Source organism: Bradyrhizobium sp. th-b2, assembly GCF_000426785.1.
GTDB classification, from domain to species: Bacteria; Pseudomonadota; Alphaproteobacteria; order Rhizobiales; family Xanthobacteraceae; genus Bradyrhizobium; species Bradyrhizobium septentrionale.
This window is the reverse complement of the sequence record NZ_AUGA01000007.1, coordinates 1-20,577: the sequence shown is the minus strand read 5'-3', so window position 1 is coordinate 20,577 and position 20,577 is coordinate 1. Positions and strand designations below refer to the sequence as shown.

Sequence of the window (20,577 nt, the reverse complement as noted above, 5' to 3'; positions counted from 1 at the left end):
GGATTTCGTAATGTGATGCCGAGCGCGGAGGGCTGGGCTCTCACTGGCTCATCCAGCGAAAACGACCACCATCACCGATCCCCACGTCGTGAGCAGAATGTTCGAGATCGGATAGGCGGGCGTGTAGCCAAGCACCACCACAGAGCTCGCCGAGCGCTCCTGAATGGCAGCCATCGCCGCCGTGACCGTCTGCGCTCCAGTCAATGCGCCGAGCAGGAGGATCGGGTTCATGCGCAAGATGAAATGGCCAAAGCAGAAGCCGACGATCTGGGGCAGCAGGGTTACGATCATGCCGCCCAGAAGCAGGCCGATGCCCGACTCCCGTATGGCGGAAAGGAAGATCGGTCCGGCATGAATCCCGGTAAGACCGACAAAGGCCGCCAGTCCGAGCGACGTCATCAGGCTGATCGCGCCGTCGGGGATCCGGCCGAAATACGGTAGACGTGTGCGGAGATAGCCGACTAGAAGTCCGGCGAGCAGGGTGCCGACGCTGGTGCTCAGCGAGATCGTGATACCACCAACCGAAAAGCTCAGGAGAACGCCAACGAGGCCGCCGAGGAAAATCGCGAGCCCCAGCACCACGAAATCGATGCTGGTGCTCGGCGCAACGATGACGCCGATGCTCTTGGCTGCATTTTGCACCACCGGTTCAGGACCCACGACGCGAAGCAGATCGCCGCGTTGCAGGACGACGCCGGCAGCAATGGGAAGTGCCTCGCCACCCCGGCTTATCGAGCGCAAGTAGAGGCCGCGGGCCCAGCTCTGTTCCGACGCCTGCTGGAGACTGCTGCCCGCGAGCTTCGGGTTGATCAGGAACACGTCGGCCGAGATCAGCGGGATATCGAGCAGCTCCTGGTCTTCGACCTCCTCGCCGCGCGGTTCGATCAGCTCCACGATGATGTGGCGCGGTGCGGACAGTGCGACGACATCGCCTGCCGCGAGCATCGTTCCAAGCTCCGCCTCGAGGATGCGTTCTCCGCGACGAATGCGGTGGATGAACACGCGCTGCCCGGGCACGCGAGCTTCGGCGGCGGCAACGGTCAGTCCGGCAATCGCCGCGTCGTTATCCAGCCGGTAGGCGCGCAGCTCGAACTTGCGCCAGGCGGACACCAGGCCGGGCCTGGTGCGCGTGATGCCCAGGGCCTGCTCCAGCTTGAGCGCTTCCGTCTTCAGATCGATCTTCAGCAGCGCCGGAACAATGATCGTGCAGAATGTGATCACGCCGGCATAGCCGAAGATGTAGCAGACCGCATCGGCCACCGCGATGTGCGAGACGAACAAGGCGCGCTGTGCTTCGGACACGGGCAGCCCATTCACTGCGTCGGTGGCCGTTCCCATTGCAGCGCTCTGGCTCAAGGCGCCTGACAGGAGCCCCGCCGCAAAGCCGGGGTCAAGTTTCAGCACGCGCCCCACAACGATTGCGGCCGCAAGACCGGTGAGGCTCACGACAATGGCCATCAGCATCGGCTTCAGCCCGTCACGCTTCATCGCCAGCACGAATTGCGGACCGACCGAATAGCCCACCCCGAACAGGAACAGCAGGAACAGGAACGATTTGGTCATGCTGGAGACGGGCACATGGGCGAAATCGCCGACCGCGAGGCCGGCGAACAGCGAGCCCGTCACCGGGCCAAGGCTGAAGGCGCCGATCCTGAAGCTGCCGATCCAGTAGCCCGCCGCGATCACCAGGAACAGTGCGAGTTCCGGATAACGGACGAGAAACTGCTGCAGCCAAATAATCATCGTTTCAACATCGTCGCTCGCCGCGGCTATGTCATCATCATCACCAGTACCATGCCCCAGATCGTCAGCAGCGTGTTTCCGACCGCGTAGGTGACGGTATAGCCAAGGCCGGGAATCTGGCTCTTCGCGCGATCATTGATCATGCCCAGCGAGGCGGTGGTCGTGCGCGCGCCAGAGCAGCATCCGAGCAGGATCGCGTCGTGGAAACGGAACACGTATTTGCCGACGAACATCGCCAGGATCAGCGGCACGGTGGTCACGACGACGCCCCAGAGGAACAGGCTGAAGCCGAGCTTTTGCAATCCGGCGACAAATCCCGGTCCCGAGGAGATGCCGACCACCGCAATGAAGACGTTCAGGCCGACCGAGTTCATGAACCATACGGTGGGTGACGGGATGCGGCCGAAAGTCGGGTGCACGGATCGGAGCCAGCCGAAAAACAGACCGGAGATCAGCGCGCCGCCGGAGGTGGACAGGGTGAGCGGCACGCTTCCGATCTTGTAGACGAAGGCGCCGACAAGGGCGCCGATCGCAATCGCGGCGCCGATGAACGCGACGTCGGCAATGTCGGTCGCACGATCCGGCCGGCCCAGCATCTTTGTGGTGGCAGCGACGTCGGACGTGCGGCCGACCAGGGTGACGATGTCGCCCCGATTTATCTTTGTGTTCGGCAGGATCGGGATTTCGGTCGCGATCGCGCCCCGGGCGATCTTGCGCAGGAATACGCCGCGAGCGCCCGGCGCTTTCGCCAGTTCCTCCAGCGTCTTGCCATCGACGTCCTTGCTGGTCACGTAGACATCGACGCCCTCGATCGGCACCGCAAGCAGCTCGCGATCGTCAACTTCCTCCGCCTGCTCGCCGATCAGCTGCACGAGCACATCGCGGCGGCCAGCAACGGCGACGACATCGCCGGCATGTATCACGGTGTCGGAAGTTGCCTCCACGATCTTGCCAGCTTGCCGAAGCCGGAGGACGAAGATGCGATGATCGGGAATCAGCGCCTCGGCCTGCGCGACGGTCTTGCCGACGACAGGCCCGCGCTCGCGAACGCGGTAGGCGCGCAAATCGAACTGGTGCCAGGCCGTTCCCGCGCCGCCCAGCTCCTTCTTGCCGCCATGCTCTTCCTCGTATTTCTTGCACGCGGTCTCGAGATCGATGCCGAGCAGCGCGGGCCCGAGCAGGGCCAGGACGATCGCCGACCCAACCGTGCCGAAAATATAGGTCACGGCATAGGCGACCGGCATGGCATCGAGCAGCTTCTTGGCTTCGTCTGCGGGCAGACCAGCGCGATTGATAGCATCGGTGGCAAGCCCCATCGACGCGGAGATTGTCTGTGAGCCGGCATAGAGCCCGACCGCCGATCCGACATCGTAGCCCGCGAGCTTCGCGCCGAGATACGCCGAGAGAAGACAGAAGACACAGACCACCGCCGCGAAAATCGCCTGCGGAATGCCGTCCTGTGCGATGCCGCGCACGAATTGCGGTCCGACGCCATATCCGATTGCGAACAGGAACATCAGAAAGAAGAATGGCTTGAGCGGGCCCGAAATGGTGATGCCGATCTGGCCGATGATGACCGCAGCGACCAGCGTCGCGGTGACGGCGCCGAGGCCGAGACCCTTATAGGTGAAGGATCCGAAATAGTAGCCCAGGGCCAGCGAGAGGAAGATCGCGATTTCGGGGTAGGTGCGGAGCGTCTGGAAGAACCAATCGATCATGATGTCACCCGTTCATGCTGTCCCGGCGCTTCGGCATGCACGCTTCGATCTCGCGCAGGGCCGAAAAGGGCGAGCAACTGTATCGATCGACATCAGGCCGCGGCTGGCGAGAAGGATGTTGATCTATGTCAATCGCAACTGCGAGAGCGTTGCGATTTCATCGTCTTGCCGACACCACCGCATGGTGCGCAGATTGCATCGTGACGCGGCTATCCGTCGCTGCGGTCGCGTCGCCTGCGCAAAGGACCGTTGACATAGATCAAGGTTCGTCACCGGCCGCCGATCATGCTTGGCGCTATCGTGCAGGCAAGGAGCGTGTCCGCCTCCATTCAACAGCTCGCATCCCCCGGGAGTGTCCAATGGCCGATCTTCTGACCTTAAAGAAATTCGAGGCGTTGAGCCCCTTCGAGATCAAGGACGAACTGATCAACCTCGCGAAGAGCGCTTCGAAGCAGAGTCAGATGGCCTTTCTGAACGCCGGGCGGGGCAACCCCAACTGGGTCGCCACCACGCCACGCGAGGGCTTCTTCCTGCTCGGACAATTCGCCATCACCGAGAGCAAGCGGGTGGCGGAGCACCCGGCGGGCATCGGCGGCATGCCGCAGGCCAAGGGCATTGCCGGGCGGTTCGAGGCCTGGCTCGCCCAGCACAAGGACATGCCGGGCGCGAGCTTCCTGACCGAGATGCTGCCCTTTGCGGTCAAGAAGTTCGGCTTCGATCCCGACGCCTTCGTCCACGAACTGGTCGATTCGATCATCGGCGACAATTACCCGGTGCCGGACCGCATGTTGGTTCATAACGAAAAGATCGTCCATGAATATCTGATGTGGGCCGTCTGCGGCGACCCGCGGCCGGCCGGAAAGTTCGACATTTATGCCGTCGAGGGCGGCACGGCGGCGATGTGCTACCTCTTCAAGTCGTTGAAAGCCAACCGGCTGCTCGTGCCTGGTGATACGATTGCGCTGGCGACGCCGATTTTCACGCCCTACATCGAGATGACGCACCTGGAAGACTACGATCTGAAGGTCGTTCAGATCAGGGCTCCGCAGGAAAACAAATTCCAGTTCACCGACGAGGAAATCAAGAAGCTGGAAGATCCGAAGGTTAAGGCCTTCTTCGTCGTCAATCCGTCCAATCCTCCGGGGATGGCGTTGAGCAAGGAGACGGTTGCCAAGTTGGCCAATTTGGTCAAGACCAAGCGCCCCGACCTGATGATCCTCACCGACGACGTCTACGGAACCTTCGTGCACAACTTCCGTTCGCTGCTGGGCGAGCTGCCGCACAACACCATCGGTGTCTACTCCTATTCGAAGTATTTCGGCTGCACGGGATGGCGGCTCGGGGCCATCGCCATCCACGAAGACAACATCTTCGACAAGATGATCGCCAAGCTTCCAGACGCCGCCGTGAAAGCGCTGGACAAGCGCTACGGGCCGCTGACGCTGGAGCCGCGCAAGCTCAAGCTGATCGACCGTATTGTGGCCGACAGCCGCGACGTGGCGCTCAATCACACGGCGGGACTATCGTTGCCGCAGCAGGTGATGATGAGCCTGTTCTCGCTCTCTGAAATGCTGGACGTGAAAAAGGCCTATCAGGCTGCCTGCATGGAAATCGTCAACAAGCGCCTGTGGTCGCTGCTCGACGGGCTCGGGCTTGCTGATAAGCTAACCCCCAACCCGAACTACGATGCCTATTACGGCCTTATCGATTTCGAGTTCTGGGCTCGAAAGAACATCGGCGACGATGCCGTTGAACACCTGAAGAAGAATGTCCATCCGTTGGATCTCGCGTTCAGGCTGGCCGAAGCCCACGGAATCGTGCTGCTGAACGGAGGCGGCTTCGATGCACCGGAATGGTCGCTTCGGGTATCGCTTGCGAACCTCCCTGACGATGTCTACGACGATATCGGACGAGGTGTCCGGGCCATCGCCAGGGGCTATCGCGATGCGTACGAAGCGGCGACCGGGAATAAGGGAGGCGCAAAGCGCTGACGAACGGGACTCTCCGCATCGTTGAAACTTGTTGATCTCCGGCGCGCGAGCTGTCGCTGACAAGGCTGCCAGGTCATTCGCCATTCAGGGCGCCGCGCGGTCAACCGGGCCACTATAGTCCGATTGGGTGAGCCAGCTTGTCGCACGCAATTCCAATCGTCTGGCACAAGCTGCACTGGTCACTCGATTTCTCCGTGATCTACCATGACCATCATGGGGAACGGCAGCGACATATTTCGGCGAGCGTTTCATCGCTGGCTTGAAGCGATCGACGGCGATTTTGCCTTCAGGTTGACGGTCGTGACGGCCGGGATGCTGTCGACTGTCGCGTTTGCCTTTGGATTGCTGTCGCTCTGAGCGAACCCCTCATCTCGAGCCTCTCATCTGAAGCTCAGCGAACTGATGTCGGCGATGAGTTCGGCGCCTGCGACCGGAGATACCAGTCCGGGGGCCATGGATGCGCTTCAAAATAGTTGCAAATTCGACCGGACGTCGAGGCCATCTGGCCGCAAGGTCAGGAATCGGGCTCTCGGCCACGATTGTCCTGTTCTGCTCTGCACAACAAACGGTCGCGGTGCCGCTAACGTCCTTCCGTTATGAAGCCCAGGCCCAGCGGCATTGTCCTGGCAATACCGTGGTCTGGCTCGATTTCCGCCGTGGACGCTATTACCTCAAAGGCCAGAGCCGCTATGGCAGGGGCTTTGACGGCAGTTTCGTGTGCAGGAACGAAGCGCGCGATAGCGGCTATCGGCGTTCGTTGCTCGGCCTCCGGTGACGTCACGGGCAGACGCGTGACGCTTGATCTGGATCAAGCGATGCGCGCCAAGGCGATGGCACCGCTTCCTGCGTGCCTGTTGACGCTCAATCGAGAGCACGTTCTTGAAAACCCTTCGCCAGCTCGTGGCCGGAGACGAATTCATCCAGCTCGCAATTCGCCTCGGATTGCTGGCGCTGCTGATCTACTGGTCGTTCGTCCTGGTCCGCCCGTTCGTGCCGATCCTGGCCTGGAGCGTCGTGCTCGCGGTCGCGCTCTATCCGGTCTTCAACTGGCTCACAGGGATGCTCGGCGGCCATGCGGGCATCGCCTCCCTGGTCCTGACCCTGATCGCACTGGCTGTCGTCATCGGACCGGCGGCCTGGCTCGGGATCGGGGCGGTGGAGGGGGTGAGGGAACTCGCCGGACAACTGAGCGCCGGTAACGTTGTCGTGCCGTCGCCGATGCCGGAGATCAAGGATTGGCCGCTGATCGGCGGCCCGCTCTACGACTTCTGGGATCGGGCGTCGACCAATCTGCGCGCCGTGCTGCGCGAGGTCGTGCCGCATCTGAAGCCGCTGGCCGGGGTCCTGTTTGCGTTTGCCGGCAATGCCGGCGTCGGGATGCTGAAGTTTCTGCTGGCGGTCGTGCTCGCGGGGTTCCTGTTTCCCCACGGCCGGCAGCTTGCCGCGGCATGCAGGGGCTTCCTGTCCCGCATCGTGCCGGAGCAAAGTGAGCACTTCCTCGACCTCGCAGGCGCGACAATTCGGGCGGTCTCCCAGGGCGTCATCGGCGTCGCCGTCCTGCAATCGCTGCTCGCCGGCATTGGGTTCAAGTTGGCGGGGATCTCGAACGCAGGTCTGCTGGCGTTTGTCGTGATGCTGCTAGCGATCGTGCAGATCGGGGCGGCGATCGTGCTGTTCCCCGTCATCATCTGGCTCTGGTTGGCCAAGGACTTCACGACGGCACTCGCGCTGACGTTGTTCTTCCTGGTCGTCGGCGTCCTCGACAATGTGCTGAAGCCGCTGGTCATGGGGCGAGGCCTGACCACGCCGGCGCTCGTCATCTTCGTCGGCGTGATCGGAGGCACGCTTGCCCACGGCATCGTAGGCCTGTTCATCGGCCCAATCATTCTCGCGGTCGCCTGGGAGTTGATCACAGCGTGGATCCGGGACGACCGTGCCCGGCTGGCGGGTGAGCGATGATATTGTTTCAGCTCATCGTTGGATCGGCGGTCAGCGCGATCAACATCGTGCTCCATTCATTATTCACCGTCTTGGTGATCGGACTGATGCGGAACGTCGCCCTGAGTGCCGCAGGTCGGTTTGGGTTGCAGCTCAGCGGCGTGATGGTGACGACCGCGCTGATCCTGATGGTGGCTCACACCTTGGAGATCATGGTGTGGTCACTGGCCTATTTTGCAATGGGTGCAGCGCCCACGGGTAGCGATCTGATCTATTTCGCTTTTGTGAACTACACCACGCTCGGCTACGGCGACGTAATCCCGGTCAAGCAGTGGCTGCTGGTCGGACCGATGGCCGCCATGAACGGGATCCTGATGTTCGGCTGGTCGACAGCGGTCCTGTTCGAGGTGCTGCAAAGGACCATCGAACGCCAGGGGGCACTTACGAAATCCTCATAGCGTCCCGGTCAGTTGTCCAGCCTGGACAGCTGGTCGCGGTCAACCAGCATGATTTCGCGCTGGTTCGAGCCGAGGAAGTCGAGGGCTCCGTAGGCGTGCAGCTTGGATAGCGCACGCGATACGGTCTCGAGGGTCAGCCCGAGATAGTCGGCGATATCGCGCCGGCACATCGGCAGGGCGACGACGCCGACGCCGGTCAGCCGGCGATCCATTTCGAGCAGAAACGCGGCCACCCGCTCCAACGCGGTCTTGCGGCCGAGGAGCAGCATATGGTCTTCGGCATGCTGCAGGTTGCTGGTGGTCATGATCAGCAGGTTGCGAGCCAGGGCGGAATCGGAATGCGCCACCCGTTCGAGGCTCATCCGCCTGATCAGGCGCACGTCCGTGTCGACGACGGCTTCGGCTGTGAAGCGATGGGTTTCGGCGTTCTCAAGGCCGAAAATGTCCCCGACGAGGTGAAAAGCACCGATCTGACGTCGTCCGTCGGAGAGGAGCTTGTAGCTGCGGACAGCCCCTGAAACGACCTGGTAGACGTACTCCGCGGGCTCCTCCTCGCCGTAGATCTCGGCGCCCCTTCTGTAGTGGAATTCGCTGGTGATGAAGTTGGCATGGGGGGCGGTCAACCCACCGAGGACGCTCGGTACATTGGCCGGTCTGACATTGACGCGAGCGAACATGGACCAACCCTCTTCACGATGACCTTGCGGCGTCCGTAGCGGTTCGAAAATGCTTGTCCGCGTGCAATGACTACGACACGGCCCGACCAGGCTCTATTGGTCTTGAGGCCATTGTCCCAAAGGACAGGGGGCCCGGAAATGCGGCAATTTGTTCGCAATTGGTACGCGAGTGTTGGATTACTTTTCAGCATTTACGACGATAACCGTGCTAGTTTTTCTTGAACCCGTTGGTCTCCGGCTCCGAGCGCTATGGGCAAGGCAATTCGGCTCTCTGGACTGATCATCCTGCTGGCTAGCTTGCTGTCGCCGGCTGGTCTCCGGGCGCAGGAGATGCGCCCACATTCCATACTGGTGCTGGACCAGTCCGATCGACGTGGCCCGTTCTACTATCAGGTCTTTGTTGGATTGCGGGATGCCGTGAGCGCGCACGGTCACGCTCCGACGACGATCTACACGGAAAGCCTCGATCTCAATCGCTTCGGCGGTGAGGCCTATCAGGAGGGCTTTCGGCGGTTTCTCGAGACGAAATATCGCGATCGACCGATCGGTGTCGTGGTTGCCGTTGGAGCGGCTGCGCTCGAGCTTGTGCTCCGCTGGCGCCCGCAACTCTGGCCTGACACGCCAATCGTGTTTGCGCTGGTCGAAGAGAATGATTTCAAGCGATTGCGGCCGCCTGCCTATGCCACCGGCGGCATCGTAGCCTTGAAGTTCAAGGATGCCGTCTCGGTCGCCCGCGCCGTGGTGCCGGACCTCAAAACTGTCGCGATCGTCGGTGCGGAATGGGAACGGCAAGTTCTGTTTCGCAACTGGAAGGACCAGGCTGCGGCCGGCATTCCGGGCCTCGACATTATCGAGATTATCGGACGTCCGATGCCTGAGGTCATCGAGCGGGTCGCCGCGCTTCCCGACCACAGCGCGATCATCTACACGGGCCTCTATAGCGACGGCAAAGGCAACTACTATCCGCCCTCGGACGCTCTTGCATTTGTCGCAGCGAAGGCAAATCGTCCCATCGTAATCGCGGCGGAGACTTTCCTCGAACCGGGCGGCATAGGCGGTTTCGCTCTTGTCCCGTCCTTGATCGGTGCCGACGCTGCACAAAGGGCGCTGCGAATCCTCGATGGCGAAGCGCCGGAGAACCTGCCGCCGTCGGTCATCGATGCCGTGAAGCCGATCTTCAATTGGCGGCAGATGCAGCGCTGGAATGTCAGCGAAGCCAGTCTGCCGCAAGGCAGCGAAATCCGCTTCCAGGAGCCGACCTTCCTGGAAAAATATCGCTGGCCGGCCGTTGCGTTCACTGCGGCGTTGCTGCTCCAGACCATGCTGATCGCGTTCCTGCTGCACGAGCGGTACATGCGACGAGAGGCCGAAGTCGAGGCCCGCAATCGCCTGTCCCAGCTTGCTCACAGCAATCGGCAGGCGACCGCCGGAGAGCTGTCGTCCTCGATCGCCCATGAGCTCAACCAGCCGCTCGGCTCAATCCTGACCAATGCCGAGACGGCGGAGTTGATCCTCGGTTCGCCGACTCCTGACCTTCAGGAGGTGCGGGAGATCATTTCCGACATCAAGCGCGATGATTTGCGTGCGAGCGAGGTGATCCGCCGGATGCGCAGCCTGCTGAAGCGTGCGCCATTTGAGAAAAAGGAGATCGACCTCAACCAGACCATGCGGGAGGCATTCGATTTCCTCAAGCTGCAGGCCTCGACCCGCAACGTCGCGATCTACCTGCAGACGTCGCCGCAGACCCTGCTGGTGGAAGGTGATCCGGTTCAGTTGCAGCAGGTCATTCTCAACCTCGTGGTCAACAGCATGGACGCGATGGCCAGGATGCCCTACGGACGGACGATCATCGGCCGTACCGAAGTCAATGGAGGGGCGTCGGCCGTGATTTCGATCTGCGATTCCGGTCCGGGAATTCCCCAAGACAGGCTGAACGAGATTTTCGATCCATTCTTCACCACAAAGGAGCAGGGAATGGGTATTGGCCTGTCAATCGCGCGGACGATCGTTCTGGCGCATAGCGGTCAGATCTGGGCCGAGAACCAGTCCGGGGGCGGAGCGGTTTTCCATCTTTCATTGCCGCTGGCGGCATAGCGCGTTTGGGCTCTTACTTTGGCAGGAGGCAGTGCTAACTTGACGAACGCAGTCTTTGCCGTCGGTCGTGTAGGAGAGAGGGTAATGCACGCTTACGTGCATATTGTCGACGACGACGCCTCGTTTCGCACGGCACTTGAGCGCAGGCTCAAGCTCGCCGGCTACCGTGTGGCGACGTATGCATCGGCCCGGCAACTGCTCGATCAATTGCCAGGCGACGAAGACGCCGGCTGTATCCTGCTCGACGTGCGCATTCCCGGAATGAGCGGTCCGGAGCTGCAGATCCGTCTCAACGAGCTGGAGTCGACGCTTCCGATCGTATTCCTCACCGGACATGCGGACACAGCGACGACCGTGCAGGCGATCAAGGCCGGAGCCGAGGATTTTCTGACCAAGCCGATTGCATCAGAGCAGCTGATCGAGGCAATCAATCGTGCCGTTGCGCGGCACGAATTGGCCCGCAGCCAGCGAACCAGGCTCGACTCCCTCCGCGCGCTGCTGGCGAAGTTGACCCCACGCGAGCGGCAGGTGTTCGATCTGATTGTACGCGGTCGGATCAACAAGCAGGTCGGCTATGAACTCGGCACGACGGAACGCACGGTCAAGGCGCATCGTCACCAGGTCATGGAGAAGATGCAGGTGCAGTCACTTGCCGAGCTCGTCTCGATCGCGGAGCGGCTCGGCATGCACGAGCTTGATGGCGAAGTTAAGGGTTAATCCGCCGCGGCAGCTGCGGCCTCCTGTCCCATGGTACAATATGAAAGCTTTGTGACGGCGCGTATCTCCGTATTGGCCGTGGCGATGCCGTGCGCCGGTGAGATTTCAATGTGTCCTTCGTCCAGGCGTGGACGTTGGGCAGCAAGTCGAGATTTTGCTTCTCGATAGGGTAGAGGCCCACAGGATTTGCCGACCGCGAAACTAGTCTTCGTCGTGGATGATAACCCCTCCATGCTCCGTGGAATCGGACGGCTGCTGCGGGAATATGGATTTGCATCCAGATTATTCGAGACTGGAAATGCCTTGCTGAGAGATGGCAGCTTCGATGGCGCGCTGTGTCTGATCCTGGACATCAATCTCAGCGATGGTTCAGGGATCGAACTGCGGCACCGCCTGGCGGATCAGGGCATCGACGTCCCGGTCATCTACATCACCGGAAATGACAACCCGGCGACACGGATGGCCGCAATGTCATCGGGCTGCGTGGCCTATCTGACCAAGCCCTTCACGGCAAAATCGCTGATGCAGCCGATCGAACAATTGTTGGCGGGCGCAGTCTAGCGATCGCGGCTCTCAATCATTCGTCAATGGCTTGATCGAGCGTCAGCGCGGGTGCTCCCTTGCGGATGGTCGCAAAGCGGTCCAGCGGCACCGATGTCGTCACCGTCAAAATGCTGGTGTCGACGACGTCGACCGACAGCGCCTTTCCGCCATCCATTTCCTCGAGCAGCTTGGGGTCGGCAACATCGGCTGCGATGCACATGTTAGTCACGCACCAGGTATAGGGCAGGCGATGGACCTTCTGCTGGTCGACCGACAGCTTGACGCCGGCTTGCAGGTACATCCCGACCGGCAGGAATAGCTGGAGGCGGGAGGTCCCGTCTTCGCGCTCGATCAGATCGACGCGAAGGGCCGTCTGGCCGGTCCCGAGGGTGCCGGTGATCGTCGTTCGGCATAGTGTCCTGGCGCCGGCAGGGGTGAAGCAGACCTTTCGCCATTCGCCATACTTGACGTCCCGCGCCGTGCGTGCCCCTCGCGTGGCTACCTCGGCGCCGTCCTTGACCGCAGCGGACGGCGAAGGCGTCTGTTGACTGCGCGCAGCACCGATGCTGACCGCAAACAGCACCAACATCGCCAAAGGACCATACAAGGGACCATATCGGACCATGGATACTCCTCCAGCGAGATGCGCCTAGCGAACCTTGTCCAGAAATCGCTCGACCAGTGGCGACCAGATAGGAATGGAATCGGGAGAGCCGATCAGGAAATGCCCTTCGTCGCCGAACGGCGGCAGTAGATGGTACTCGGTCCTGCCGCCGGCGCGCGTGAAAGCCTCGTACATTCGCTTCGACAGAGCCGGGCCGAAGAATGTGTCGTTCTCGATGTAGAGCCACAGCATGGGCACCCGCGACGTGTGGCCGAACACGCCGGTCGCTTCGACCAGTTTGTCGGGGCCACAATTGTTGTTGGGCTTGCCATCGACGCGGCCGCCGCGGCCCGCCGCGAAGGTGATGATGGCCTTGACCTGCGGCGGGTTGAGGCTCGACAGGGCGATCGCGGCCCAGCCGCCGGCCGACTGCCCGACGACGATGACGCCGTCCGGCAGGGTGCGCTTTTCGGCGGCCATGTAGTCAATGATCCAGAGATCGACCTGCGCGACGGCGAGACCCGGGTCGAGGAAATTGGGATTGGTGCATTTCCCGATCTTGGAGAAGAACGGGCCATAAAGACCGCGTTCGGGAATATCGATAGCCGCGGCGCCATAACCGGTGCCGACCGGCGCCACCACGAGATAACCGCGCCGTGCAAACCACATTGCGGCGTCGCGAAATTCGACCAGCGGGAAGAAGCTGCGATCCCGGGCGTTCAGCGACACGCCGTGATTCATGATGACCAGCGGGAAAGGACCATCTCCGAGCGGTCGGACCAGATAAGCGAACATGGGTAGCGGCAGCGGCAAGGCCCAGATTTCTTCCTGGATGCGCTGGGACGCGCTGTTGTCGTCGGCGCGTGCCGGGGTGGCCAGACCAAGCAGCAGCAGTGTTGCAGTTGCGAGGGCTCGTAAGCCGTGCTGACGCATGTCATGCCCTCCGGCGGTTGACGTAGATGTGCAGGTTGCGACGATCGTAGTGCCGATCTGCGAGGGCGACGCTTGATCTGAATCAACGTGGATCGGTCCACCCCGGCGCAACCACATGCGTCCAATGCGGCTTGATACGGCGGACTTGATGTCAATCCAGAGCGAGACGAGTTGGGTCCGACGGTTTCCGCTGGCGAGTTGGCTGGCCGACTATCGCGCATCCTGGCTTGGTGCGGACGCCATCGCCGGGGTCACGCTGGCGGCCTACGCGATCCCGGTGTCGCTGGCCTATGCCGGGCTCGCCGGTCTGCCGCCGCAGGTCGGCGTCTACGGTTACCTGCTTGGCGGCGTGGGTTACGCCTTGCTCGGCTCGTCGCGGCAACTCGCGGTGGGACCGACCTCGGCGATCTCTCTGATGATCGCCGGCGCCGTCGGCGTGCTGGCCGGCGGCGACGCCACACGTTACGGGCAGATCGTCAGCCTCGTGGCCTTCAGCGTGGCGCTGCTCTGCCTGATTGCCTGGCTGTTCAGGCTCAGCCTGCTGGTGCGGTTGATCAGCGATAGCATTCTGGTGGGCTTCAAGGCCGGAGCAGGGCTCACCATCATCATGAGCCAGCTGCCAAGCCTGTTCGGCGTGGCAGGTGGCGGCCACAATTTTTTCGACCGTGCGATCAAGCTTGCCGGTCAGTTGGGCGATACCAGGCCGCTGGTGCTCGGCATTGGTCTGGTTGCGACCGTGCTGCTCCTGCTCGGCGAGCGCAGGCTGCCCGGAAAGCCTGTTGGCCTCGCCGTGGTCGCGCTGTCGATCCTCACGGTCTCCGTCCTTGGGCTTGCGGAAATGGGATTGCCGGTGACCGGAAAGATCCCGACCGGGTTGCCGACCCTTTCGCTACCGACCTTCGGCTTGCTCGAATTTGACGATCTCTTTCCCATCGCCGCCGGATGTCTCGTGCTGGCTTATGTAGAAGGCGTGTCCGCGGCGCGAAGCTTCGCGGCAAAGCACGGCTATGCACTGGATGTCCGGCAGGAGTTTCTGGGGCTCGGCGCGGCCAATCTCGCCGCAGCCTTCGGGCATGGCTATCCCGTCGCCGGTGGGCTGTCGCAGTCGGCCGTGAATGACGCAGCCGGTGCGCGAACGCCGCTGGCCCTCCTGTTCTGTTCGGCAACCCTTGCCCTCTGCCTGCTGTTCTTCACGGGTCTCTTGACCAATCTGCCGAAGACCGTGCTTGCCGCGATCGTTTTTTCGGCCGTCTACAAATTGGTCGATATTCCGGCGCTTGCCAGAATGTGGCGGATCAGCCGGATCGATTTCTATGCGGCGGTCATCGCGCTGGTATCGGTGCTGTTCCTCGGGATCCTGCAGGGCGTGCTGCTGGCGGCCGTCGCCTCGATCTTCCTGCTGCTGTTGCGTGCGTCCCAGCCCAATGTCGCGTTTCTTGGCCGTCTCCCTGGCAGCGGCCGCTATTCCGACCGGGCGCGCCATGACGACGTGGAACCGCTGACCGGGATCATCGCCTTCCGCCCGGAAACCTCGCTGCTTTATGTCAATGCCGAGACGATCTTCGAAACTGTGCTGGCTGCACTGCAGACGTCCACGGACGTCAAGCTGGTGGCCTGCGACCTGTCGGCCTCGCCGTTCATCGACCTGGCGGGGTCGCGCATGCTGCACGATCTTCACCAGGAACTCGCCTCGCGCGGCATCAAATTCTGCATCGTCGGCGCGCACGCGCAGTTGCGCGATCTGCTTCAGGCGGATGGTCTTGCAGACAAGACCGACAGCGGCGACTGGATGCGGACGCTCGACAGCGTATTAAGCAGCAGGAAGCCGCAGGCAAACGACTGATGTGCGCTGTCCCGCGGACCGTTCCCCGACATTCGAGCTCTGCTGCATCGCAAGACGTTGCGCTCGCTCGATGGCGACAAGGTTGTCTCAACCGCTGCGGATTGATTTGGATCAAAGGGAGCGGTGTGCGCGGTTCGTACGCTTTGACGGGGAACACCGTCAAGATCGGAACACCGCCAAGATCGGGAGACATTCATGGCCAACGACGCGAAGCAGGCCCAGCAGCGTATCGACCAGTTCTTCTCGGGACCCGGCGGACGCGCCGACAATTGGCGGGATCTGGTCGAGGCGGCAAAAGCGTGGAACCGGGGCGGCGACCGTGCGCCGTACGACAAGGCGCTGTCGGCAATCGCGGTCACCGAGGAGTTTCACGGCTACCCGGGCCTTCGCTTGATGGCGGCGCTGAAGGAAGCCGCGGCGGCGGGCGATGCCGCCACCTCGCATATCCTTTCGACCCGGATCGCGCAGGCACTTCAGACAAAATCCTTCCGTCAGCATGCCGGTGACTGGAGCACGCAGGACGAGGGCAATGGCGACGTTCCCGATCTGCTGCCGCCAACGCTCGGGCAATCGGCGGCGCGCCGTCCCTACTTCGAGACCCTGATCGTGACCGGGGTGCCAGCCAGCAATTGGCCGGGACTCTTGGCGGAATGGCGCAGGCTGCGGCGTCCGGTCGACGCCTTCATCTATGAGCCCGTGGTGGTGGGCAGTCTCGAGGACGCCTTCTGTGCGGCAATGCTAAACCCCAACATTGCGGCGGTGGTGATCAATGAAGGCTTCGGGTTGCGCTCGCGCCACGATGCGCCTGTGCTTCGTGCCATGACGGGCGCCATGGGGCTCAACGAAGAGTCCGATGCTTCCGCGCTACGGCTGGCCCATATCCTGAAGCGGATCCGTCCCGAGCTTGATCTCTACCTGATGTCCAATCGCGACGTCGAGGAGTTGGCCGGCAATCCTGAGGCCGACGTGGTGCGCCGGGTGTTCTACTCGGTCGAGGATATCCTCGAATTGCACCTATCAATTCTGGAAGGCGTGCAGGACCGCTTCGACACGCCGTTTTTCGACAATCTGAAGAAATACGCGCAGCGGCCGATCGGGACCTTCCACGCGCTGCCGATCGCACGCGGCAAGTCCGTGTTCAAGTCGGACTGGATCCGCGACATGGGCGAATTCTACGGGCTGAACCTGTTCCTTGCCGAGAGCAGCGCCACCACCGGCGGCCTCGACAGCATGCTGGAGCCGACCGGCAACATCAAGAAGGCGCAGGAGAAGGCCGCGCGCGCACTCGGTGCCGACCGCGTCTACTTCGTGACCAACGGCACCTCGACCTCCAACAAGATGGCGGTGCAGGCGCTGCTGGGTCCCGGCGACATCGCGATCGTCGATCGCAACTGCCACAAGTCGCACCATTATGGCATGGTGCTGGCGGGCGCGCAGCCGCTCTACGTCGAGGCATTCCCGATGACGGAATACTCGATGTACGGCGCGGTGCCCCTGAAGACGATCAAGCAGGCGCTTCTGAACGCGAAGGCGGATGGCCGGCTCGACCGGGTCAAGATGATCGACCTGACCAATTGTACCTTCGATGGTCACATCTACAACACGCGGCGGGTGATGGAGGAATGCCTCGCGATCAAGCCTGACCTGATCTTCCTTTGGGACGAGGCCTGGTTCGGCTTCGCGCGGTTCTCGCCATTCCTGAGGCGACGAACCGCGATGGGCGCGGCGAACGAGATCGAAGCCTGGATGCGCGATCCCAAATCGGTTGCGGCCTACGAGAAGCAGCAGGCCGAACTCGGCAAGAAGCCGTCGGACGAGGTGCTGCTCAAGACCCGGCTCATCCCCGATCCGCGTCAGATCCGGTTGCGGGTCTACCAGACCAACTCGACGCACAAGTCGATGTCGGCAATCCGGCAGGGCTCGATGCTGTCCGTCAAGGACATCGAATTTCACACGGTCGAAGCGCAGTTCAAGGAGGCCGTATTCACGCACGCTTCGACCAGCCCGAACCAGCAGCTGATCGCAAGCCTCGACGTCTCGCGCCGCCAGATGGAGCTCGAGGGTTATGGACTGGTCGCCAATGCCATGGAGATTGCGTTCGCCATCCGCAATGCGGTCAACACCAATCCGCTGATTTCCCGGTATTTCCGTGTCCTGGGTGCCGATGCGATGGTCCCCAAGGAATATCGCCAGAGCGGCTTCACTGACTATCTCGCGGTCGGCACCAACTGGGCGAGCGCCCTGAAGAGCCTGAACGACGACGAGTTCTGCCTCGATCCGACCCGCATGACGCTGGTCTGCGGCACGGCCGGGTACGACGGAACGCAGTTCAAGGGTCTGCTCGCCAACCGCTACAACATCCAGGTCAACAAGACGTCGCGCAACTCGGTCCTGATCCAGTCCAACATCAACAATACGCGCAGCGACGTCGCGCATCTTGTCCGGGTGTTGGCCGAAATCTCCGGTGAAATCGATCGGGGTCTGGCCAAAGGCGGAGCGAACGCCAGGGTCGATTTCGACTTGCGGGTCAACAGCCTGATGAAGGACGTACCGGACCTGCCGAATTTCTCGCATTTCCACGAGACCTATCGCGGTGATGCCGGCACCAGCACGAATGAAGGCGACATCCGCAGCGGATTCTATTCGGCCTATGACGCCGCCGGATGCGAATACATCCGCCTGCACGATCCCGAGATCGACAGGCGTCTGAAGAACGGGCCCGCTCTCGTGTCCGCGAGCTTCGTGATCCCCTATCCGCCGGGCTTCCCGATTATGGTCCCTGGCCAGGTCATCACGCAGGAGACGATCGACTTCATGCGCAAGCTCGATGTGAAGGAGATCCATGGCTATGACGCGGCTGAGGGCCTGAAACTCGTGACGACCGAGGCTCTCGCCAGGATGGGCAAGCCGAAAGCGTCAGCGCCGAAGCTCAAGGCCGCATCATAGATCCGTTCGCGCAACCGATCCCTGGAGGGAAATCATGAGGAAAGTGGATTTGCTTGGAGCCGTTGCCGCGCTGGCAATCGGATTGGCTGGCTTCGGCACGCCGTCGCTGGCCGAAACCGGCGCGGTCGCCGTCATCTTCACCAAGGGTGGCTTCATCGTTGGTATCGGAGGCGGCGAGGGCGTATTGACCCTGCGCGGCAAGCATTATCCGTTCACCGTGTCGGGCATGAGCGTCGGCTTCACGATCGGCGCCTCGACCACCAAGTTTGTCGGGCGCGCGATCAACCTGAGGGGGCCCGGCTCAATCGAAGGTTCCTACAGCGCCGCAGGCGCTGGAGGTGCGATCGCCGCGGGCGCCGGAGGCGTGCAACTGCAGAACGCCAATGGCGTGATCCTGCAGCTCAGCGGTCCGAAGGTCGGCGCCGAAGTCTCGGCCGCCGTGGGCGGCGTCACGATCCGCCTGAAATAGGCCGGAAGAGCCCAGGCCGCGCATCCGGCGCGGCCTGGCTTTTCAGTAGCGTTCCTCGACGAAGTTCATTCCCCGCAGACCGACCTGATCGTTGTAGCGCCCTTTGTCGGAGCGCCTGGGCAGTTTCACCTTGTCGCGCTTCACCCGTCCGTAGGGGATCGTCTTCAGGAGGTGCGAAATGCAGTTCAATCGCGCCCGGCGCTTGTCGTCGGAGCGGATGACGTGCCAGGGCGCGTGCTTCGAGCTCGTCGCCTTGAACATCAGGTCGCGTGCCCGGGAATAGTCGTACCAGCGCCGGTACGACGCCGTGTCCATCGGGCTCAGTTTCCACTGTCGCAGCGGATCGTCGATCCGGGCCCTGAAGCGGCGTTCCTGCTCGTCCATCCCGACCTCGAGCCACAACTTGATCAGGATGATGCCGCCCTCGATAATGTATTGCTCCATCTGCGGACAGAGTGAGAGGAACCGCTTGTGTTCCGCCGGCGTGCAGAATCCCATCACATATTCGACGCCTGCGCGATTGTACCAGCTGCGATCGAAGATGACGATTTCGCCGGCGGCCGGAAATTGCTGCATGTAGCGTTGGATGAAGAGCTGGGACTTCTCTCGATCGGATGGCGCGGGCAGGGCGACCACCCGAAACACCCGCGGGCTGACCTTCTCGGTCAGGGCCTTGATGGTTCCGCCCTTGCCGGCTGCATCGCGCCCCTCGAACAGGATGATGACCCTGAGCTTGTTCGCTACCACCCAGTCCTGGAGATGGCAGAGCTGAATCTGCAGCTTGTGCAGCTCTTCTTCATACTGCTTGCGCTTCATCTTTCCGGTGGAATTGTCCTTCGCCATGGATCCCCGTCCATCGTTTGAGCTGTCAGCCCCAGGCAATGACGATGCCGATGTCGCCGGGCATGCCGCCGGGGTATTCAACGACCTGGTAGCGGATGCGGTAGCCGCGCGGTTGCAGGTAGTCCGCCCAGAGCTGGTATATTTCCTTGGGTATACCTGTCAGCGTTTTTTCCCAGCCCGCTTCCATCTGATTGATGGCCCGCCCCTTGTCGGTGCACAGCGTGTTGGGGAAGCGATAGACCTGTACTTCGGTCAGCCCGTTGCGCACCGCACGCTGAATCACCGTCGAGGCCAGCTTGACCTTCTCGTCTTCGCTGAGACCGGACGGCTTGCTCAACCGTTCGATCAAGGCGCGCTTCTCGGCCTCCGCAGCGGCCGCACGCTTGGCGTGCTCCTCAGCTTTCTCCGCTTCCTGGTGCGCCGCCAGCTTCTGGATTTCATGCGCCTTCGGGATCAGATCATCGATTTTGTCTCGCATGGCCGGGACTCCTGGGATCGATCTTGAGCCTTGCCCGAGAACGGTAGGAGCAAGCTGGCCGTCTTCTTTGATCCAAATCAAGCAAGCCGCGCGTCAGGAAGGCAGGGTGCGAGGCACGGTTGCGAAGCGCCAGCGCCCGGAACGGAGATAAAATTTGAGCGAACAGATGCATCCGGCAGCCCCCCATCATCTGCCGTTCTTCATTCCCGGCGTCGACGGGTCGGACACCCTGATGGTGGTGATGGGCATTTTCCTTGTAGCTACAGTCTTCTGGGTTGGCACCCTCTACTGGAAACTGCACAGCCTGCCGGAGCGCATGGCGCACAAGTGGCAGAAGCTGCAGTTTGAGATCGTCGCCGTCCTCGGCCTGATATCGCTTTTCACCCACATGCATATCTTCTGGGTCGCCGGCCTGCTGCTGGCACTCATCGACCTGCCGGATTTCGGCACGCCGATGCGCAGCATTGCCGATTCCGTCGAGCGCATAGCCGACGCCAAGCCGGGCGCGCCCGCTGCCGAACCGGAAGCCGAATCCGTATCTGGCGGCAGTCCCGACGTCCGGACGCCCGCGAAGCAAGAGGT

At 62.0% G+C, this 20,577-nt stretch carries 19 protein-coding genes; 12 read left to right on the top strand and 7 right to left on the bottom strand.

The annotated features are described in order from the left end of the window. Positions 1 to 48: 48 nt before the first annotated feature. Positions 49 to 1,686, bottom strand: coding sequence for an aspartate-alanine antiporter (locus K359_RS0112610; RefSeq protein ID WP_245284596.1), 1,638 nt, complete (start codon positions 1,684 to 1,686; stop codon positions 49 to 51). Between K359_RS0112610 and K359_RS64350 the strand changes: the two genes are divergently transcribed. Continuing rightward, positions 1,579 to 1,833 carry a hypothetical protein gene (locus K359_RS64350; RefSeq protein ID WP_245284597.1) on the top strand — a complete coding sequence of 85 codons (255 nt, stop codon included), beginning with the start codon at positions 1,579 to 1,581 and terminating at the stop codon, positions 1,831 to 1,833. The genes K359_RS0112610 and K359_RS64350 overlap by 108 nt on opposite strands. Here the strand turns inward: K359_RS64350 and aspT are convergent. Next, positions 1,770 to 3,461, bottom strand: a complete 1,692-nt coding sequence (gene aspT / locus K359_RS0112605) for an aspartate-alanine antiporter (protein WP_029079677.1) — start codon at positions 3,459 to 3,461, stop codon at positions 1,770 to 1,772. The two genes, K359_RS64350 and aspT, sit on opposite strands and share 64 nt — an antisense overlap. A 359-nt stretch (positions 3,462 to 3,820) precedes the next feature. Here aspT and aspD point away from each other — a divergent pair, with 359 nt between their 5' ends. The 4 genes from aspD to K359_RS0112580 all read left to right on the top strand — a co-directional run bounded on the left by aspD (position 3,821) and on the right by K359_RS0112580 (position 7,848). Then, complete coding sequence (gene aspD, locus K359_RS0112600; RefSeq protein WP_029079676.1) at positions 3,821 to 5,452, top strand: aspartate 4-decarboxylase; 1,632 nt, start codon at positions 3,821 to 3,823, stop codon at positions 5,450 to 5,452. Between the two features lie 457 nt (positions 5,453 to 5,909). Further along, on the top strand, positions 5,910 to 6,227 hold the full coding sequence (locus tag K359_RS0112590) for a hypothetical protein (RefSeq protein ID WP_051346106.1): 318 nt from the start codon (positions 5,910 to 5,912) through the stop codon (positions 6,225 to 6,227). 104 nt (positions 6,228 to 6,331) lie between these two features. Then, the gene (locus K359_RS0112585) at positions 6,332 to 7,411 is read left to right on the top strand and encodes an AI-2E family transporter (RefSeq protein ID WP_029079674.1); all 1,080 of its coding nucleotides are present in this window, start codon (positions 6,332 to 6,334) and stop codon (positions 7,409 to 7,411) included. Further along, the gene (locus tag K359_RS0112580) at positions 7,408 to 7,848 is read left to right on the top strand and encodes an ion channel (RefSeq protein ID WP_035976512.1); all 441 of its coding nucleotides are present in this window, start codon (positions 7,408 to 7,410) and stop codon (positions 7,846 to 7,848) included. The genes K359_RS0112585 and K359_RS0112580 overlap by 4 nt, the downstream gene beginning before the upstream one ends. A gap of 8 nt (positions 7,849 to 7,856) precedes the next feature. Here K359_RS0112580 and K359_RS0112575 read toward each other — a convergent pair whose 3' ends face one another. Beyond that, complete coding sequence (locus tag K359_RS0112575; protein ID WP_029079672.1) at positions 7,857 to 8,525, bottom strand: helix-turn-helix domain-containing protein; 669 nt, start codon at positions 8,523 to 8,525, stop codon at positions 7,857 to 7,859. 330 nt (positions 8,526 to 8,855) lie between these two features. Between K359_RS0112575 and K359_RS0112570 the strand changes: the two genes are divergently transcribed. From K359_RS0112570 to K359_RS0112560, 3 genes are all read left to right on the top strand, one after another. Further along, positions 8,856 to 10,619, top strand: coding sequence for an ABC transporter substrate binding protein (locus K359_RS0112570; RefSeq protein ID WP_245284586.1), 1,764 nt, complete (start codon positions 8,856 to 8,858; stop codon positions 10,617 to 10,619). Between the two features lie 84 nt (positions 10,620 to 10,703). Continuing rightward, a complete protein-coding gene (locus tag K359_RS0112565; RefSeq protein ID WP_084518372.1) occupies positions 10,704 to 11,336 on the top strand; it encodes a response regulator transcription factor in 633 nt (210 codons plus the stop codon). A gap of 186 nt (positions 11,337 to 11,522) precedes the next feature. After that, on the top strand, positions 11,523 to 11,897 hold the full coding sequence (locus K359_RS0112560) for a response regulator transcription factor (protein ID WP_035976508.1): 375 nt from the start codon (positions 11,523 to 11,525) through the stop codon (positions 11,895 to 11,897). 16 nt (positions 11,898 to 11,913) lie between these two features. On the opposite strand, the gene K359_RS61195 is transcribed toward K359_RS0112560, so the two are convergent. Continuing rightward, positions 11,914 to 12,468 (bottom strand): invasion associated locus B family protein, encoded by a 555-nt coding sequence (locus tag K359_RS61195; protein WP_245284585.1) that lies wholly within the window; start codon positions 12,466 to 12,468, stop codon positions 11,914 to 11,916. Positions 12,469 to 12,528: 60 nt separating this feature from the next. Next, entirely contained in the window at positions 12,529 to 13,416 is an 888-nt protein-coding gene (locus K359_RS61190; protein WP_029079667.1) for a S9 family peptidase, read from the bottom strand. Positions 13,417 to 13,564: 148 nt separating this feature from the next. On the opposite strand from K359_RS61190, the gene K359_RS0112545 reads away from it, so the two are divergent. The 3 genes from K359_RS0112545 (at position 13,565) to K359_RS0112535 (ending at position 18,674) form a co-directional block, all read left to right on the top strand. After that, positions 13,565 to 15,259, top strand: a complete 1,695-nt coding sequence (locus K359_RS0112545; protein WP_029079666.1) for a SulP family inorganic anion transporter — start codon at positions 13,565 to 13,567, stop codon at positions 15,257 to 15,259. Between the two features lie 195 nt (positions 15,260 to 15,454). Next, entirely contained in the window at positions 15,455 to 18,205 is a 2,751-nt protein-coding gene (locus K359_RS0112540) for a decarboxylase (RefSeq protein ID WP_029079665.1), read from the top strand. Between the two features lie 34 nt (positions 18,206 to 18,239). Then, positions 18,240 to 18,674, top strand: a complete 435-nt coding sequence (locus K359_RS0112535; protein ID WP_029079664.1) for a hypothetical protein — start codon at positions 18,240 to 18,242, stop codon at positions 18,672 to 18,674. A gap of 42 nt (positions 18,675 to 18,716) precedes the next feature. On the opposite strand, the gene ppk2 is transcribed toward K359_RS0112535, so the two are convergent. Both ppk2 and K359_RS0112525 read right to left on the bottom strand, forming a co-directional pair. Next, a complete protein-coding gene (gene ppk2, locus K359_RS0112530) occupies positions 18,717 to 19,517 on the bottom strand; it encodes a polyphosphate kinase 2 (protein WP_029079663.1) in 801 nt (266 codons plus the stop codon). Positions 19,518 to 19,542: 25 nt separating this feature from the next. Continuing rightward, positions 19,543 to 19,995, bottom strand: a complete 453-nt coding sequence (locus K359_RS0112525; RefSeq protein WP_029079662.1) for a hypothetical protein — start codon at positions 19,993 to 19,995, stop codon at positions 19,543 to 19,545. 154 nt (positions 19,996 to 20,149) lie between these two features. Between K359_RS0112525 and K359_RS0112520 the strand changes: the two genes are divergently transcribed. Next, positions 20,150 to 20,577 (top strand): hypothetical protein (locus K359_RS0112520; RefSeq protein ID WP_029079661.1); only part of this gene is annotated, 428 nt, incomplete at its 3' end.

Coding starts and splice junctions, on each gene's coding strand:
- K359_RS64350 (WP_245284597.1), top strand. CDS start 1,579: ATGGGCGAAATCGCCGACCGCGAGGCCGGCGAACAGCGAGCCCGTCAC.
- aspT (WP_029079677.1), bottom strand. CDS start 3,461: ATGATCGATTGGTTCTTCCAGACGCTCCGCACCTACCCCGAAATCGCG.
- aspD (WP_029079676.1), top strand. CDS start 3,821: ATGGCCGATCTTCTGACCTTAAAGAAATTCGAGGCGTTGAGCCCCTTC.
- K359_RS0112590 (WP_051346106.1), top strand. CDS start 5,910: ATGCGCTTCAAAATAGTTGCAAATTCGACCGGACGTCGAGGCCATCTG.
- K359_RS0112580 (WP_035976512.1), top strand. CDS start 7,408: ATGATATTGTTTCAGCTCATCGTTGGATCGGCGGTCAGCGCGATCAAC.
- K359_RS0112575 (WP_029079672.1), bottom strand. CDS start 8,525: ATGTTCGCTCGCGTCAATGTCAGACCGGCCAATGTACCGAGCGTCCTC.
- K359_RS0112570 (WP_245284586.1), top strand. CDS start 8,856: ATGCGCCCACATTCCATACTGGTGCTGGACCAGTCCGATCGACGTGGC.
- K359_RS0112565 (WP_084518372.1), top strand. CDS start 10,704: ATGCACGCTTACGTGCATATTGTCGACGACGACGCCTCGTTTCGCACG.
- K359_RS61195 (WP_245284585.1), bottom strand. CDS start 12,468: ATGTTGGTGCTGTTTGCGGTCAGCATCGGTGCTGCGCGCAGTCAACAG.
- K359_RS61190 (WP_029079667.1), bottom strand. CDS start 13,416: ATGCGTCAGCACGGCTTACGAGCCCTCGCAACTGCAACACTGCTGCTG.
- K359_RS0112545 (WP_029079666.1), top strand. CDS start 13,565: ATGTCAATCCAGAGCGAGACGAGTTGGGTCCGACGGTTTCCGCTGGCG.
- K359_RS0112540 (WP_029079665.1), top strand. CDS start 15,455: ATGGCCAACGACGCGAAGCAGGCCCAGCAGCGTATCGACCAGTTCTTC.
- K359_RS0112535 (WP_029079664.1), top strand. CDS start 18,240: ATGAGGAAAGTGGATTTGCTTGGAGCCGTTGCCGCGCTGGCAATCGGA.
- ppk2 (WP_029079663.1), bottom strand. CDS start 19,517: ATGGCGAAGGACAATTCCACCGGAAAGATGAAGCGCAAGCAGTATGAA.
- K359_RS0112525 (WP_029079662.1), bottom strand. CDS start 19,995: ATGCGAGACAAAATCGATGATCTGATCCCGAAGGCGCATGAAATCCAG.